This is a genomic window from Arthrobacter halodurans, assembly GCF_041877255.1.
Classification (GTDB): Bacteria; Actinomycetota; Actinomycetes; order Actinomycetales; family Micrococcaceae; genus Arthrobacter_N; species Arthrobacter_N halodurans.
On record NZ_JBHDLJ010000005.1, the window covers coordinates 130,138 to 145,559 of the forward strand.

General features: G+C 69.3%; 14 protein-coding genes. 5 read left to right on the forward strand and 9 right to left on the reverse strand.

Annotation, left to right across the window (positions count from 1 at the left end):
* Positions 1 to 54 precede the first annotated feature (54 nt).
* On the forward strand, positions 55 to 996 hold the full coding sequence (locus ACETWP_RS08320) for an excalibur calcium-binding domain-containing protein (protein WP_373971765.1): 942 nt from the start codon (positions 55 to 57) through the stop codon (positions 994 to 996).
* On the forward strand, positions 993 to 1,916 hold the full coding sequence (locus ACETWP_RS08325) for an HNH endonuclease family protein (protein WP_373971766.1): 924 nt from the start codon (positions 993 to 995) through the stop codon (positions 1,914 to 1,916). The genes ACETWP_RS08320 and ACETWP_RS08325 overlap by 4 nt, the downstream gene beginning before the upstream one ends.
* Here ACETWP_RS08325 and ACETWP_RS08330 read toward each other — a convergent pair.
* Positions 1,867 to 2,472, reverse strand: a complete 606-nt coding sequence (locus ACETWP_RS08330; protein WP_373971767.1) for a pyridoxine/pyridoxamine 5'-phosphate oxidase — start codon at positions 2,470 to 2,472, stop codon at positions 1,867 to 1,869. The genes ACETWP_RS08325 and ACETWP_RS08330 overlap by 50 nt on opposite strands.
* Positions 2,473 to 2,499: 27 nt before the next feature.
* Complete coding sequence (locus ACETWP_RS08335; protein ID WP_373971768.1) at positions 2,500 to 3,195, reverse strand: EAL domain-containing protein; 696 nt, start codon at positions 3,193 to 3,195, stop codon at positions 2,500 to 2,502.
* A gap of 214 nt (positions 3,196 to 3,409) precedes the next feature.
* On the opposite strand from ACETWP_RS08335, the gene ACETWP_RS08340 reads away from it, so the two are divergent.
* Complete coding sequence (locus ACETWP_RS08340) at positions 3,410 to 4,027, forward strand: haloacid dehalogenase type II (protein WP_373971769.1); 618 nt, start codon at positions 3,410 to 3,412, stop codon at positions 4,025 to 4,027.
* 36 nt (positions 4,028 to 4,063) lie between these two features.
* Here the strand turns inward: ACETWP_RS08340 and ACETWP_RS08345 are convergent, their stop codons facing one another.
* The 3 genes from ACETWP_RS08345 to ACETWP_RS08355 all read right to left on the reverse strand — a co-directional run bounded on the left by ACETWP_RS08345 (position 4,064) and on the right by ACETWP_RS08355 (position 6,034).
* Positions 4,064 to 4,354, reverse strand: a complete 291-nt coding sequence (locus ACETWP_RS08345) for a DUF4287 domain-containing protein (protein WP_373971770.1) — start codon at positions 4,352 to 4,354, stop codon at positions 4,064 to 4,066.
* 121 nt (positions 4,355 to 4,475) lie between these two features.
* Positions 4,476 to 4,688: a hypervirulence associated TUDOR domain-containing protein gene (locus ACETWP_RS08350; protein ID WP_373971771.1), complete on the reverse strand. Its 213-nt coding sequence runs from the start codon at positions 4,686 to 4,688 to the stop codon at positions 4,476 to 4,478.
* A 38-nt stretch (positions 4,689 to 4,726) separates the two neighbouring features.
* Positions 4,727 to 6,034 (reverse strand): GAF domain-containing protein, encoded by a 1,308-nt coding sequence (locus ACETWP_RS08355; protein WP_373971772.1) that lies wholly within the window; start codon positions 6,032 to 6,034, stop codon positions 4,727 to 4,729.
* A gap of 175 nt (positions 6,035 to 6,209) precedes the next feature.
* On the opposite strand from ACETWP_RS08355, the gene ACETWP_RS08360 reads away from it, so the two are divergent.
* A complete protein-coding gene (locus tag ACETWP_RS08360) occupies positions 6,210 to 8,000 on the forward strand; it encodes an NAD(P)-binding domain-containing protein (protein WP_373971773.1) in 1,791 nt (596 codons plus the stop codon).
* 178 nt (positions 8,001 to 8,178) lie between these two features.
* Positions 8,179 to 9,234 carry a 2,3-butanediol dehydrogenase gene (locus ACETWP_RS08365; RefSeq protein ID WP_373971774.1) on the forward strand — a complete coding sequence of 352 codons (1,056 nt, stop codon included), beginning with the start codon at positions 8,179 to 8,181 and terminating at the stop codon, positions 9,232 to 9,234.
* A 174-nt stretch (positions 9,235 to 9,408) separates the two neighbouring features.
* Here ACETWP_RS08365 and ACETWP_RS08370 read toward each other — a convergent pair whose 3' ends face one another.
* Genes ACETWP_RS08370 through kdpB form a run of 4 tightly spaced genes read right to left on the reverse strand, consistent with a single transcriptional unit; the run spans position 9,409 to position 15,422 of the window.
* Positions 9,409 to 10,119, reverse strand: a complete 711-nt coding sequence (locus tag ACETWP_RS08370; RefSeq protein WP_373971775.1) for a response regulator — start codon at positions 10,117 to 10,119, stop codon at positions 9,409 to 9,411.
* Entirely contained in the window at positions 10,116 to 12,617 is a 2,502-nt protein-coding gene (locus tag ACETWP_RS08375; protein ID WP_373971776.1) for a DUF4118 domain-containing protein, read from the reverse strand. The genes ACETWP_RS08370 and ACETWP_RS08375 overlap by 4 nt, the downstream gene beginning before the upstream one ends.
* A 3-nt stretch (positions 12,618 to 12,620) precedes the next feature.
* The gene (kdpC, locus tag ACETWP_RS08380) at positions 12,621 to 13,229 is read right to left on the reverse strand and encodes a potassium-transporting ATPase subunit KdpC (protein WP_373971777.1); all 609 of its coding nucleotides are present in this window, start codon (positions 13,227 to 13,229) and stop codon (positions 12,621 to 12,623) included.
* 33 nt (positions 13,230 to 13,262) lie between these two features.
* Complete coding sequence (gene kdpB, locus ACETWP_RS08385) at positions 13,263 to 15,422, reverse strand: potassium-transporting ATPase subunit KdpB (RefSeq protein ID WP_373971778.1); 2,160 nt, start codon at positions 15,420 to 15,422, stop codon at positions 13,263 to 13,265.

A 15,422-nucleotide genomic window follows, 5' to 3' on the forward strand; every position in this document is an offset into this window, starting at 1 on the left:
GGCCTTATGCTTTGCCTATCTGATGGACTTGCTTTACACCGGGGGAATATCACCATGACCAACTTCTCGGGGCCTTTGCCTGCCCGCAAAAATTCCCGGACACGCACCTGGTGGATGGTCGTCGCCGTCCTGGCCGTGCTGTTGATCCTCTTGCTCGCTCTGGTGCCGGGCCTGGTGTTCGTGCTCAGCCTCCTTGCGCTGCTGTTCGGCCTGGCGGCCCTGATCATCGGTCGCGTCAGGTGGGCGCGCATCCCGAATCGCAAGGGGGCCGGCGCCTTCACCGGCGCGGCCACGGCCCTCCTCGTCCTCTCACTCATCGTGTTTGGAGCGGGCTCGGCTCCGAGCGACGAGGACAGCGCAGTCGCCGGTACCGGGGCGTCGAGCCCCGCCGAGGAGCCGACACTGGCCAGCTTCGTGGGCCAAGCCTGCGAGGCCGACCACCTGGTCATGACCCAAGGCGAGGAGAGCAACTACTGCAACGAGGACGACGCCGGGGCCTTCGTCTGGGTGAGCCAGACGACCCACGAGAAGGACGTCGCCGACGCCAAGGAACTGGCCGAGGCGAAGGCCGCCGCCGAGGCCAAGGCCAAGGAAGAGGCCGCGGCGAAGAAGGCCGCGCAGGAGAAAGCGAAGCAGCAGGCGGTGGCCAAGAAGGCCGCGGAAGAAAAGGCGGCCGCGAAGAAGGCGGCAGAGGAGCAGGCGGTCGCGGAAGCGAAGGCCCAAGCGAAGGCAGAGGCCGAGCGGAAGGCAGCCGCGGAGGCCAAGGAAGCCGCGGCGCAGCAGGCGGCCGCGGACGCCGCCGCGGAGGCCGAACGTCGGGCGGAAGAGGAAGAACAGGCCCAGATCGAGACTCTCGTGGACGACACCGCCGGATCATCGGCCTACTACGAGAACTGCGACGCGGTCAGGGCCGCCGGGGCCGACCCGGTCTACTCGGGCGACCCCGGGTACAGCCGGAAGCTGGACCGCGACGGGGACGGCGTCGGCTGCGAATGAGCGCCAACGGACACCGCGGGCGCGGTCTGGTCATCCTCGGGGCCGCGCTGACGTGGGCGCTGGCGGGCTGCGGCGCTGACATCGCCGCGTCGCCGCCGGTGGAACCCATCGCGATCCATACGGAGGCCCCGACCCGCGCACCGATCACCGTCTGGTCCGAGGCCCCGACCCCGGCCGCCCCGGACGCCCCGGCGCCCACGGCGCCGGCCCTGTCCGAGACTACGACCGCGGCCGTGGCTTCGCCGACGCCACGGACATCCGCGGCCCCGTCCCGCACGCCCCTGCCGGCTGCGGAGCCACCCATACCAAAGTCGTCCACGGCCGTCCCGGGTACCGGGACGGTACTGGCGCAGCTGGCGGGCATCGAGGTCAAGGGGCGGGCGCCGAAGACCGGGTACGACCGGGACCTCTTCGGATCGGGGTGGAAGGACCCGGACCGCAACGGGTGCGATGCCCGCAACGACATCCTCCGCCGGGACCTCCGGGACACGACCGCGAAACCCGGAACCCGCGGATGCGTCATCGCCACCGGTGTCCTCCGGGACCCGTTCACCGGCCGGACGATCGGCTTCGTCCGGGGACAGGGGACCAGCACGCGGGTCCAGATCGACCACCTCGTGGCGTTGTCCGACGCGTGGCAGAAGGGCGCCCAGCGGATGACCGCCGAGCAGCGGCTCGTGTTCGCCAACGATCCGTTGAACCTCATGGCCGTGGACGGGCCAACGAACGCATCCAAGGGTGACGGCGATGCCGCGACCTGGCTACCGCCGAACAAGGGGTTCCGCTGCGACTACGTCGCCCGGCAAACGGCGGTCAAGGCCAAGCACGGACTCTGGATGACCCCGGCCGAACGCGACGCGATCCAGCGCGTCATCGCGACCCAGTGTCCGGGCAAGAAGGCCCTGGGAACGGCCGGCTGACAACTTCGGGGAATGGCGTCGGAGGACCGGACTGGACGCCTGGCCGGTAGATGTGCCGGATGTGCTTGCGGTCGTGGCGCCCCTGCCAGAACTCGATCTCGCGGGGCAAAACGGCATACAGCTGCCAGTGGGGGTTGTCCCGACCGTCGTCCGCAGGCCTGCCCCGCCAGTCCGCGGCGGAAGCCTCTGCGGACAGCTCGACAACCTTCCCGACCACCCGGACCTGGCGTCCCTGGTCAGCCCAGAAGAAGTTCAGCGCGGCCCTCGGGTTGGCGGTCAATTCCGTTCCCTTGCGGGAGGTACGGGATGTGGCGAAGTGCCACCCGTCCGCATCGATGTTCTTGAGGAGCACCATCCTGGACGATGGTTGTCCTTCCGCGCCAACCGTGGCGAGGCTGCAGGCATGTGGCTGCCGCACGCCGGCGGCAGCCGCCTCCTCGAGCCACGCGCGGAACAGCGCGGCAGGGTCTGCCGGCGCGGATGCGACGTCGAAGTCCGGAAGGTTCTCGGGAAAATCCGGGAGTCCCCGCAGAAAGTCACCGAGGGATGCGCTCATGGACCCACCGTACATGCGCCCGAGATGTCACACGGACGCGTAGCGGACCTGCGGAAGCTCCTCGAACGCCGGCCTTCCGAACCAATATCCTTGGAACAGGCGGATGCCTTTTGCCTTCAAGGCCAGGAACTCCGCCTCGGACTCGATGCCTTCCGCGAGCACCGTGATGCCGAGTTCCTTGCTGATGCCGACGATGCCGGCAACAACGGCCTGGCGGGCCGGACTGGTGTCGATCCCTCGCACGAGCCTCATGTCGATCTTGATCAGGTCCGGTTGGAAGTCGGCCAGGAGCCCGAGACCCGCATGACCGGCACCAAAATCGTCAATGGCCGTCGTGAAACCGCGCTTCCGATATTCGGTGATGATGTTCGTCAGGTGGGCGGTGTCCGTGACCTCCTCGTTCTCGGTGAACTCGAACATGATCGACGACGTCGGAAAGCCGTATCGCCCGGCGGCGAGCAGCGTCGCACGGAGGCAGGCGGCCGGTTCGTAGACCGCGTTGGGCATGAAGTTGATCGACAGCATCAAGTCCTCTCCCGCGGGAAACAGGCGCGATGCCAGCTCGATGGCCTTGACGCGGCAGTCCTGGTCGAAGCGGTACTTCTGCTCCGGCGAGACCTTCGACAGGACCTCGAAGGCACCCTCGCCCGACAGGCCCCTGACCAACGCCTCGTAACCCCACGCGCGACCGGCTACGGCATCGTAGATCGGCTGGAAGGCCATGCTGAACTCGAAGTCCAGTTTTGAAGATGTCGTGCAGCCGGCGCAGGCCATAGGGGGTCCTCTCGTTAATTACTTACACCGTATGGCACGACGACGGCCGACCCCTGCGGCCCGTCCGTGCGTGTTGGGCGAAGGCCGACAGGTCGCCCCGGTCGTCGATGACGGGGAGAGCACTTCGCCTCCGTTCGGTGGTTCCGCGCTGGGGCTGTCGGACATGTCCCCGATGGCGGAACGGTTCGCCGAGGTGGGGGCTCCGGCGTCGTTGGCGCGGGTCTGGTTCGCCACGCTGCTGCGCGACGGGTTCGCCCTCACGGCGGCCGGCGACAAGGGAACCTTCGCGGACATCGGTGCCGAGGTGCTGCGTGGCCTGTTCGCCGGGATGGACTTGGATCGCGAACCGGAGGCCGCCGTGGAGCACGTCATGGACGGACTCGGCGGGCTGGCCCTGCATGATGACGTCATCGAGGGCGTGCGGGCCCTGAAGGAGGCCGGGTTCCGGCTGGCCACCCTGACCAACGGCTCGACCCGGGCGGCGGAGAGGTTGTTTTCCGCCGCGGGCATTGGGGACAAGTTCGACCTGTTGCTTTCCGTGGAGGACGCGCCGTCATGGAAGCCGGGAAAAACGGCCTACGAGTACGCGGCGTCGGCGTGCGGCGCATCCCCGGGGGAGATGGTGCTGGCGGCCGTGCACCCGTGGGACATTCACGGCGCGGCCAGGGCCGGCCTGCGCACGGCCTGGGTCAACCGCTCGGGCGGGAGGTATCCGGGGTATTTCGCGGCGCCGGACCACACCGTGACCGGGCTGGACCGGCTGGCTGAGGTCTTGGCTTGAGGCGCGGCGTCCCGGAGTGCGCGAACGTTCGGACCCTCAGGCGGGACGGTTGTCCTTCCCGTCCAGCCACAGGTCGGTCGACTCGTCGCGGTGGGTGCCGCCCGATCCGACGTGCTTTCCGCTGATCGTCGGCCCATTCTTGACGATGTGGACGATGGCCATCGCGTGTCCACGCCCGAGTCCATAGTCCTCCTTGAGCCAGTCGACGATGGCTCCGGCCTTGACCGGAGGCCGGTCGAGGCCGCGTTCGCTCGCGAGGGCGAGGAGTTCCCGCGGCGTGAGGCCGGTCTTGTCCTCGATGGTGTCGAGATACGCCTGGAATGACATCGTCTTCTCCTCGTCCGGGTCGGTCTGTTCTGGGGCGAACCGGCGATTCGGCCCGGCGGTTAGGTCCGGCGACGGTCCGCGCTCCGGGCAGCGAGGCCCGGAACCGGCAGGAGCCGCCCGTCTACTCCAACTTGTGGAGCGCCCCGCCCTTGTGGGCAGCGAGGTTGCCGGTCTTGTCGCTCTCCACCTCGTACTGCGGCTCTTCCGGGCTGGCGCGCCGTTGGCGTCCCATGAAGCTGAAGTCCCGGGTGTGGATCCTGGTGACCTCGCCGGTAATCCGGCCGGCCTCCGAGTTCCAGCCCACGTGATCGCCGACCTGGTATTCCGTGCCCATCGCGCGCCTTCCGTTCTTGTGACCGGTCCGAGCCCAGCCTACGCCCGCAACTCCCGGTCAATACGGTCCATGCGGGCCCGCACCACGTGGAAACGCGGGTCCCCGGGACCGGTCAATCTCGCCAGCGTGGCGGCGGCGGCGATGTCGCCCGAGCCCATGTCGCTGGAGCACCACTGCGAGATCATCTCGGCGTTTCCGCTGGACCGGACCGAAGCCGCCACGGCCTCGTTCAAGTCGTCGCGCATGAGCTCCACGCTCAGATTCGCGGAGCGGTTGAGCAACCGGGCCGGGTACGCCGCCAAGGCCTCGGCGAGGCGGCCGGCCCGCAGATGCCCGACCACGACGTCGGCGTCCGACACCACCCGCACGCCAGCGGCAAAGCGGTACGGATTGGGTTCCACCACGGCGCCGATCACCGCGCGGATCCGGTGCATCTCCGTCCGGACGGTCGAGGCCGCTCCGTCGTCCCCGTGCAACCGGTAGGCCAGCTCTTCGGCGCTCCAGCCTTGGGTGCGGGAGACGAGCAGGGCCAGGATCTCGGCTCGGCGCAACGTGATCGGAACGCGACGGCCGCCGTCGAGTTCCGCCGTCGGCTTGTCGCCGAGGAACCGCAGGAACAGGGTGGAGGCGGTGCCGGGAGGGCGGAGCCCGGCGGTGGCGGGCGGACGCGCCTCCGCCGTCGTGCCCGCGGACCGCAGGAGTTCCTCGGCCAAGCGGACGCCGCAGCGCACCATGCGCAGGCTGTCCGGCGTTACGGTATCGATCGGCCCGGAGACGTCCAGCACACCGACGATTTCCCCGGTGGACGGGTCCCGGATCGGGGCGGCGGTGCAGGCCCAGTCGTGGTGTGTCCGGACGAGATGCTCGGCCGAGAACAACTGGGCCGGCTCTCCGGTGGTGATGGCCTCGCTGATGGCATTGGTGCCGATGCCGGATTCGGACCAGTCGGCACCCTCGATGAACTCCAGCGCGTCGGCCTGCCGCAAGGCGGGCACGCTGCCGATCCGCCACAGTACCTCGCCCCGCCGGTCGGTGACGATCAGGAGGTGGCGGCCGTCGGCCGACTCGTCGGCAAGCATCTGCGACAAGGCGGGAACCGCGGACGCCAGGCGGTGCTGCGACCGCAGCGTCCGGGCCTCGGACACCTCGTGCACGTGCATCGGACTGTGCCGCTCGGGATTGATGCCCAGGGCCAGGGAACGGCGCCACGACTCGATCAACAGGGGCGAGAACGCGGGATCCGGCGAGCCGGCCAGCGTGGACTCCTGCGCGCGGCGCAGCGCCCGGGAGTACTCCAACGGAGCGGTGAAACGGAGTCTGGGATCGGGGACCACCGAGTGCCGCATTCGCCCACTCCCCACTCGCCGTCGAATCGGTCTGCCCGGAAACCCCACGGAGACGGAGGGGGCATGCAACCCGATTGTAACCCTCGGCGACGTCTACTGGTGATGCACGTCACTTCTCGGGCGGCCATGACGGCGCCGAGCAGCGACTGATCGTCAGCATCGGGAAAGAGGAGACATGCCGGAGACCGCAAACGACATAGCCGAGGCCTGGCTCGCGCAGCTCGACGAGGCGCTGCGTAGCCACGACACCGAGGCGGCGCTGGAACTCTTCGAGGAAGACTCGTATTGGCGCGACTTCGTGTCCTTCACCTGGAACCTCAAGACCATGGAGGGCAAGGACGAGATCGGAAGGATGCTGGACGCCACGCTGCAGGACGTCCAGCCCTCCCGCTGGACCCTGGCCGAGGACGCCACCGGGGACGCCGCCAGCACCGAGGCCTGGGTCGACTTCGAAACCGCGCAGGCCCGGGGCCACGCGCACCTCCGCCTGCGCAACGGCAAGTGCTGGACCCTGCTCACCACCATGCAGGAGCTGAAGGGCTTCGAGGAGAAGAAGGGGGCCAACCGCGAGAAGGGCGTGGCCCACCACATCAGCCAGGGCCGCAAGTCCTGGCTGGAGCTGAAGGAGGAGCGGGAGGCCCGCCTCGGCTACGAGGACCAGCCCTACACGGTGATCATCGGCGGCGGGCAGGGCGGCATCGGTCTCGGCGCGCGGTTGCGCCGGCTCGGCGTGCCCACCATCATCGTCGAGAAGAACGAGAGGCCCGGCGATTCCTGGCGCAACCGCTACAAGTCCCTGCACCTGCACGACCCCGTCTGGTACGACCATCTGCCGTACCTGAAGTTCCCGGAGGACTGGCCCGTCTTCGCGTCCAAGGACAAGATCGGCGACTGGCTGGAGCACTACACGCGGATCATGGAGCTGAACTACTGGTCCGGCACGGAGTGCACCAACGCCCGCTTCGACGAGGAGGCCGGGGAGTGGGTGGTCTCCGTGGTCCGCGACGGCGAGCCCGTCACCCTGCGCCCCCGGCACCTCGTCTTCGCCCTCGGCGTGTCGGGGTACCCGAACGTGCCGACGTTCGACGGCGCCGCGACCTTCCTGGGGCAGCAGTACCACTCGTCCCAGCACCCGGGCGGCGGAGACTGGACGGGCAAGAAGGCCGTCGTGATCGGCTCGAACAACTCGGCCCACGACATCTGCGCGGACCTCTGGGAGCACGGGGCCGACGTCACCATGGTCCAGCGCTCCTCCACCCACATCGCCCGCAGCGAGTCGCTGATGGACCTGGCCCTCGGCGACCTCTATTCCGAGAGGGCGCTGGACAACGGCGTCACCACGGAAAAGGCCGACCTCCTCTTCGCCTCCCTGCCGTACCGCGTCCTGCCGGAGGCCCAGATCCCGGTGTACCAGGAGATGGCGCGGCGCGACGCCGGGTTCTACTCGCAGCTGGAGGCGGCCGGATTCGACCTGGACTTCGGCGTGGACGGATCGGGCCTGTTCCTGAAGTACCTGCGCCGCGGCTCCGGCTACTACATCGACGTCGGCGCGTCCCAGCTGATCATCGACGGCCGCGTGAAGCTGGCCAACGGCCAGGTCGACAAGCTCACGGGCAACGCCGTCGTGATGGACGACGGCACCGAGCTGGAGGCCGACGTGGTCATCTACGCCACCGGCTACGGTTCGATGAACGGCTGGCTCGCGGACCTCGTCTCCCCCGAGGTCGCCGACAGGGTGGGCAAGTGCTGGGGCTTCGGCTCGGAGACGCCGAAGGACCCTGGCCCGTGGGAGGGGGAGCTGCGCAACATGTGGAAGCCCACCAACGTGGACAACCTCTGGATCCACGGCGGCAACCTGCACCAGAGCCGGCACTACTCCAACTACCTGGCCCTGCAGATCAAGGCCCGGATGGAGGGCCTGCCCACGCCGGTGTACGAGCTGCAGGCATCGCACCACACGCGGTGAGGACACCGCCCCCCGGAAAGGGGCCGGACCGGCACGCGGGTGGTTTCCCTCCCGCGCCGGTCCGGGCCCGGACCGCGTCGCCGGAGCGACGCTTCCGTCGGAAGCGCTTCTCGTGGACGGCGGCATGCTGTATAGCTGGGCCAACGCAACACCCCTCGACACGAAGGCGGAAAAGACCATGAAGGCAGCACGGTTCTACGCACGCAACGACGTGCGGATCGACGACGTCCCCGAGCCGGACGTGCGGGCCCGTACCGTCAAGATCCAGGTCGCGTGGTGCGGCATCTGCGGAACCGATCTCCACGAGTACCTGGAGGGTCCCATCTTCGTCCCGTCCCCAGGGCATCCGCATCCCCTCTCCGGGGAGGAGGCCCCGGTCACCCTCGGCCACGAATTCTCCGGCACGATCGTCGAGGTGGGTGAGGGGGTCGGCGATCTGGCGGTTGGCGACGGCGTCGTCGTCGAACCCTATTTCGTGTGCGACGAGTGCGCGCCCTGCAAGGCAGGCAACTACCACCTGTGCACGAAGATGGGCTTCATCGGCCTGTCCGGCGGGGGCGGCGGACTCGGCGAGAAGATCGTGGTGGACGCGCGGTGGGTCCACAAGATCGGTGGCATCCCGCTGGATGAGGCCGCGTTGATCGAGCCGTTGTCGGTGGCCCACCACGCGGTGATGCGCAGCGGAGCCAAGGCGGGCGACGTCGCCCTGATCGGTGGTTCCGGACCCATCGGGCTGCTGACGGCGGCCGTTCTGAAGAGCGTGGGGGTCACGACCATCATCAGCGAGCTCAGTGCGGCCCGCAAGGACAAGGCGCACTCCAGCGGGGTCGCGGACCATGTCATCGACCCGAGCCAGGAGGACGTGCCGGAGCGGGTCCAGGAGATCACCGGCGGCGTCGGCGCGGATGTCGCCTTCGAATGCGCGGGTGTCGACGCCGTGCTGGACACCCTGCTGAGCGCGGTGAAGCCCGCCGGAGTGGTGGTTAACGTCTCCATCTGGGGCCATCCCGCGACGGTGGACATGCAGAAGATCGTGTTGAAGGAGATCGATCTCCGCGGCACCATCGCCTACGTCCGCGACCACGCGGAGACGATCAGGCTGGTCCAGGAGGGCAAGGTGGACCTCAAGCCCTTCATCACCGGCAGGATCGCCCTGGATGACCTCGTCGAGCAGGGGTTCGATACGTTGATCAACCACAACGACACCGCGGTGAAGATCCTGGTCCACCCGTAGCCATGGCCGTCTTCCCGCGCCGCCGGCGGTGGCACGGCATCCGCGCGGTGTTGTCCGGCGGACGGTGCGCTGCCCCGACCACCGCGTGGAGGCGAGTTCCGGCGCGACCGGACGGGGAGGGGACGCACCCTCCCGAGATCGGTGCGCGACGGGCGGGACGGTGAACCGTGGTGCCTACGCCGGTCCGTCGTGGTGGCCGGTCTCCGGTTGGAACCGGTAGCCCATTCCGGGCTCGGTGAGGAGGTACCGGGGGTTGCCGGGGTCGGGTTCGATCTTCTTGCGGAGTTGGGCCATGTAGAGGCGGAGGTAGCCGGTGTCGGTGACGTGTTCGGAGCCCCAGATGCTGGTGAGGAGGCTGTGGCGGGTGACGAGTTTGCCGGCGTTGCGGACGAGGATCTCCAGCATCTCCCACTCCGTGGGGGTGAGGCGGACGACCTCACTTCCCGTCGGGGTGGTCCTCGTGATGCTCTTGGCGGCGAGGTCGATGGTGGTGTTGGCGATGCGCGTGACGGGCTCGGCCCCGGCGCCCTGGGCCCGGCGGGTGAGGGCACGGATGCGGGCAAGGAGTTCGTCGATGGAAAAGGGCTTGGTGACGTAGTCGTCGGCGCCGGAGTCGAGGGCCTCGACCTTGTCGGCGGCCCCCGCTCGGCCGGAGACCACGAGGATGGGTGCCGTGGTCCAGCCGCGGAGGGCCTGGATGACCTGGATGCCGTCGAGTTCGGGCATGCCGAGGTCGATCATGAAGACGTCGGGGCGGCAGGCGATGGCCGCGTTGATCGCCTGGGTGCCGTTGGTGGCGGTGACGACCTCATAGCCGCGCGCGGTGAGGGTGACGCGGAGGGCGCGGAGGATTTGCGGATCGTCGTCGGCGATCAGGATCTTCACGGGGTGTCCTCGTCGGTGGGGGGTTCGATCGCCTGGGGAAGGGCGATGACCATGGTGAGCCCACCGCCCGGCGTGGTTTCGGCCTCGAGGGTTCCGCCCATGCCCTCGGTGAAGCCCTTGGAGAGCGCCAGGCCCAAACCGAGCCCTGTGACGTTGTCGGTGTCGCCGAGGCGCTGGAAGGGAACGAACACCTCGTCGCGGCGGTCGGGGGCGATCCCGGGCCCGTGGTCGATGACGCGGATCTCCACGGTTTCGCCGAAACTGCTGGTGGCGATGCGGACTCGGGTACCGGGCGGCGCGAAACGGGCCGCGTTGGCGAGGAGGTTGACGACGACGCGTTGGAGCAGCCCGGGGTCTGCCAGCACGGGCGGAAGATCGGCGTCGAGGTCGAGCTCCACATCCCGGGGACCGAGGCGCAATTCGTCGAGGGCGGGCAGGATCACGTCCTCGGCGTCGACGGGCCGGAGGGACACTCCGAGGACTCCGGCTTGGACCCGACTGACGTCCAGGAGGTTGGTGACCAGGGAGGCAAGCATTCCGAGGCTCTCTTCGGCGGTGGCGAGCAGCTCGTCCCGGTCCGCGGCGGACCAGTCCACCTCGGTGGAGCGTAGACCGCTGACCGCGGCGACGGCGGCGGCGAGGGGTCGCCTCAGGTCGTGGCTGACGGCGGAGAGCAGCGCGCTGCGCACCCGGTCGGCCTCGGCGAGGGGCCCCACCTCGCTGGCGGCTTCGGCGAGGTCGGCGTGCTCCAGCGCCGCGTCGATCTGCGCGGCGATGGCCGCGAGCAGGCGGTGGTCCGATGCCTGGAGGGCGCCCCCGTGGAGCTCGAGGGTGGCCCGGGTCCCCACCGGGATCGTCGTGTGCGGCTCCTCCGGAGCAGGGTCGCCCTCGCTCACGAGGGTCGTGTCTGCGTCGGTGAGTCGCACGGCGGTGAGCCCGAAGGCCTCCCGGGTTCGCCCGACGAGTGCCTGGAGGGAGTTCTGGCCCCGGAGGACGCTCCCGGAGATCGTGGCGAGGAGTTCGGACTCCGCGGCCGCCCGGCGAGCCGCGCGGGTGCGGCGCGCCGCTTGGTCGACGACGTAGCTGACCAGCACCGCGTTGAGCAGGTAGAGGACCAGGGCGAGCAAGTGGAACGGTTCGGCGACGGTGACGGTGTAGAACGGTTCGACGAAGAAGAAATCCAGCGTGAGCCCGGACAGGAACGCGGCGAAGAGGGCGGGCCAGATTCCGCCGACGAGCGCGACGACGACCACGAGAAGCTGGTAGGTGAGGACGTCGCTGGTGATCGACTCGGGGCTGCGGAGAGTCATGAGCAGCCAGGTCACGAGCGGTCCGCCGATGAGGGCGAGGCCGAACCCGGCGATGCGGCGCTTCCGGGTCAGCGACCCGGCGAGCCGCGGCAGCGCGAATCGGCCACCCGCCGCGGAATGCGTGACGATGTGGACATCGATGTTCCCGGACTCCCGCACCACGGTCGCCCCGATGCCTGGCCCCGTCAGGGCGGCCGTGAGCCGGCTGCGGCGGCTGACCCCCAGCACGAGCTGGCTGGCGTTCGCGCCCTTCGAGAACTCGACCAGCGCCTGCGGGATGTCGTCGCCAACGACCTGGTGGTAGGTGCCGCCGAGATTCTCCACGAGCACGCGCTGCCGCGCCAGGGCCTCGGGATGGGCCGCGCGCAGCCCGTCCTGGCCGGCGACGTGGACCGCCAGGAGCTCACCGCCGGCGGATCTGGCCGCGATCCGCGCGCCACGGCGGATCAGGGTTTCTCCTTCGGCGCCGCCGGTGAGCGCGACGACGACCCGTTCGCGGGCTTCCCACTTGCTGTCGATGCCGTGCTCGGCGCGGTAGTGCTTCAGCGCGCTGTCGACCTCGTCGGCAAGCCACAGCAGCGCGAGCTCGCGCAGCGCGGTGAGGTTCCCGAGCCTGAAGTAGTTCGACAGGGCCGCGTCGATCCGTTCGGCCGGATAGACGCGCCCGTCGGCGAGACGGTCGCGAAGGGCCTGCGGTGCCAGATCGACGACCTCGATCTGGTCGGCCGTGCGCAACACCGCGTCGGGAATCGTCTCCCGCTGCGGCACACCGGTGATCTCCCGGACGACGTCGTTGAGGGACTCGATGTGTTGGATGTTGACCGTGGAGATGACGTCGACGCCGGCATCGAGCAGGACCTCGACGTCTTCCCAGCGCTTGCGGTGCGGGGAGCCCGGCGCGTTGGTGTGGGCTAGCTCGTCGACGAGCGCCACGTCGGGTTTGCGGGCGAGAACGGCGGCGAGGTCCATCTCCGTCAGTTCGACGCCCCGGTGGGAGACGGTCGTGCGGGGGAGGACCTCGAGGCCTTCGGCGATGGAGGCCGTGGCGGCGCGGTCGTGGGTCTCCACGACCGCGACCACCACGTCGCTGCCCTCGGCGCGGAGCCGGTGGCCCTCCTCGAGCATGGTGTACGTCTTGCCGACCCCGGGGGCGGCGCCGAGCAGCACCCGCAGCCGTCCTCGTTTCATGGTCTAGCCCTCCAACCCGCCCAGGGCGATGTTCACTTCCAGCACGTTCACCGTGGGTTCTCCGAGATAGCCGAGGCCCCTTCCCTGAATGTTAGCTTCGACCAGTGCCAGCACCCGTGCTTCGGGGAGTCCGCGGCTCGAGGCGATCCGCGGGACCTGGAGCAGGGCGTACTCGGGGCTGATGTGCGGGTCGAGCCCAGACGCCGAGGCGGTGAGGGCATCCGCCGGGATGTCCTCGGGTGCGACGCCGTTGAACGCGGCAAGCTGCGTCTTGCGCTCCGTGACCGCGGCGATCAGGTCCTCGTTCTCCGGCCCCCAGTTGCTGCCGCTGGAGGCCCCGGCGTCGTAGCCGTCGCCGGCTGCCGAAGGCCGGGACTGGAACCATTGGGGCAGGGGATTGGCATCGGCATCCGCGAACGACTGTCCGATGAGGGCGGAGCCGACGGCCCGGTCGTCCGCGGTCACGACGGACCCGTTGGCCTGAGCGGGGAGGGCGGCTTGGCCGATTCCGGTGACGGCCAGTGGGTAGGCCAGGCCCAGTACCGCTGTGAGGACGAGCATGGCGCGCAGGGCGACCCCGTAGTGCCGGATGGCCGTGCTGGGTGAACTCATGGTGATGTCTCTTTCCTATCGACGGGATCGGTCTTAGAAGCCGGGGATCAGGGCGACGGCCAGATCGATCAGCTTGATCCCGATGAACGGGGCGACCACGCCGCCGAGGCCGTAGACCAGCAGGTTGCGGTTCAGGATCCTGGACGCGGACATCGGCCGGTACCTCACCCCACGAAGGGCCAGCGGTACGAGGAAGACGATGACGATGGCGTTGAAGATGATCGCGGAGAGCACCGCCGAGGCCGGGGAGTGCAGGCCCATGATGTTCAGCGCCGCGAGGCCCGGGAAAACGCCCATGAACATGGCCGGGATGATCGCGAAGTACTTCGCGAGGTCGTTGGCGATGGAGAACGTCGTGAGCGCGCCCCGGGTGATCAGCAGCTGCTTGCCGATCCGCACGATGTCGATGAGCTTGCTCGGGTCGGAGTCGAGGTCGACCATGTTCCCGGCCTCCTTCGCCGCGGAGGTCCCGGTGTTCATGGCCACCCCGACGTCCGCCTGCGCGAGCGCCGGGGCGTCGTTGGTGCCGTCGCCGGTCATTGCGACGAGGTTGCCGCCCTCCTGTTCCCGGCGGATGAAGGCCAGCTTGTCCTCAGGAGTGGCCTCGGCGAGATAGTCGTCGACCCCGGCCTCCGCCGCGATCGACTTGGCGGTGAGCGGGTTGTCGCCGGTGACCATCACCGTGCGGATGCCCATGGCCCGCATCTCGGCGAAACGCTCCTTCAACCCCTCCTTGACGATGTCCTTCAGATGAACGAGGCCCAGGACGCTGCCTTCGCCGGACGGTCCCTTCACCGCGACCACGAGCGGGGTTCCGCCGCTGGCGGAGATGCGCTCCACCTGTTGGGCGAGGTCCGCCGGCATCGTGAAAGCGTCCTGGCCGTCCCCATCGATCCACGCGGCGACGGCGGAGGCCGCGCCCTTGCGGATGCTCGTGCCGTCCGGCTGGTCCAGGCCGCTCATGCGCGTCTGCGCGGTGAAGGGAACAACGTCGCCGGGCGCGGACGCGCCCACGCGCACCCCGTCCGATTCCGCGAGGGCGACGATGGACTTGCCCTCGGCGGTCGGGTCGGCCAGCGAGGACAGGGCAGCGGCCCGGACGAGGTCCCGGGGATCGACGCCTCCGAGCGCGACGAATTCCGTCGCGCGGCGGTTGCCGTAGGTGATCGTGCCGGTCTTGTCGAGCAGCAGGGTGGTGACGTCGCCGGCGGCCTCCACCGCGCGCCCCGACATGGCCAGCACGTTGCGTTGCACGAGGCGGTCCATCCCGGCGATGCCGACCGAGGACAGCAGGGCGCCGATCGTGGTGGGGATCAGACAGACGAGCAGCGCGATGAGGATCGGCAGGCTGACGGTCGAGGCCGCGTACGAGGCGATCGGGTTCAGGGTCAGCGTCACGATCACGAAGACGATCGACAGGCTGGCCAGCAGGATGTTCAGCGCGATTTCGTTGGGCGTCTTCTGCCGGGAGGCGCCCTCGACGAGGCCGATCATGCGATCGACGAACGTCTCTCCCGGCTTCGCGGTGATGCGCACCACGATGCGGTCCGAGAGCACCCGGGTGCCGCCGGTGACCGCGCTGCGGTCGCCGCCGGATTCCCGCACGACGGGGGCGGACTCGCCGGTGATCGCGGACTCGTCGACCGAGGCGATGCCCCAGAGGATGTCCCCGTCGCCGGGGATCAATTCCCCCGCGGTCACGACGACCACGTCACCCGGCGCCAGGTCCGCGGAGGAGACCGCCACGGTGTCGGCGCGTTCCGCGGCGGGGTCTGCCGAGCCGTTGTGGTTCCGCAGCCTGCGGGCCATCGTGCTGGTCCGGGTCTTGCGCAGGCTGTCGGCCTGCGCTTTCCCCCGCCCTTCGGCCACGGACTCGGCGAGGTTGGCGAAGAGCACCGTCAGCCACAGCCACGCGGCGATGGCCCCGGTGAAGGAGCCGGGCACGGCGGATCCGCCCGAGGATTGCGGACCGCCGAGGAACGGTTCGGCCACCGCGAGGACGGTGGTCAGGACGGCGCCGACCTCGACGATGAACATGACGGGGTTGCGCCACATCCGCCGGGGATCGAGCTTGCCGAACGCGCCGGGCACGGCGGCGACGACTTGTTCCAGGCTGAACGCGCTCTTGGCACGTTTGCTGTGGCTTTCGCCGGGCTTGAACGGGGGAGCGGTCGTGGGAGTGGTGGTGGTCAT

Coding starts and splice junctions, on each gene's coding strand:
- ACETWP_RS08365 (WP_373971774.1), top strand. CDS start 8,179: ATGAAGGCAGCACGGTTCTACGCACGCAACGACGTGCGGATCGACGAC.
- ACETWP_RS08355 (WP_373971772.1), bottom strand. CDS start 6,034: ATGCGGCACTCGGTGGTCCCCGATCCCAGACTCCGTTTCACCGCTCCG.
- ACETWP_RS08350 (WP_373971771.1), bottom strand. CDS start 4,688: ATGGGCACGGAATACCAGGTCGGCGATCACGTGGGCTGGAACTCGGAG.
- ACETWP_RS08325 (WP_373971766.1), top strand. CDS start 993: ATGAGCGCCAACGGACACCGCGGGCGCGGTCTGGTCATCCTCGGGGCC.
- kdpC (WP_373971777.1), bottom strand. CDS start 13,229: ATGAGTTCACCCAGCACGGCCATCCGGCACTACGGGGTCGCCCTGCGC.
- ACETWP_RS08330 (WP_373971767.1), bottom strand. CDS start 2,472: ATGAGCGCATCCCTCGGTGACTTTCTGCGGGGACTCCCGGATTTTCCC.
- ACETWP_RS08320 (WP_373971765.1), top strand. CDS start 55: ATGACCAACTTCTCGGGGCCTTTGCCTGCCCGCAAAAATTCCCGGACA.
- kdpB (WP_373971778.1), bottom strand. CDS start 15,422: ATGACCACCACCACTCCCACGACCGCTCCCCCGTTCAAGCCCGGCGAA.
- ACETWP_RS08345 (WP_373971770.1), bottom strand. CDS start 4,354: ATGTCATTCCAGGCGTATCTCGACACCATCGAGGACAAGACCGGCCTC.
- ACETWP_RS08360 (WP_373971773.1), top strand. CDS start 6,210: ATGCCGGAGACCGCAAACGACATAGCCGAGGCCTGGCTCGCGCAGCTC.
- ACETWP_RS08375 (WP_373971776.1), bottom strand. CDS start 12,617: ATGAAACGAGGACGGCTGCGGGTGCTGCTCGGCGCCGCCCCCGGGGTC.
- ACETWP_RS08340 (WP_373971769.1), top strand. CDS start 3,410: ATGTCCCCGATGGCGGAACGGTTCGCCGAGGTGGGGGCTCCGGCGTCG.
- ACETWP_RS08335 (WP_373971768.1), bottom strand. CDS start 3,195: ATGGCCTTCCAGCCGATCTACGATGCCGTAGCCGGTCGCGCGTGGGGT.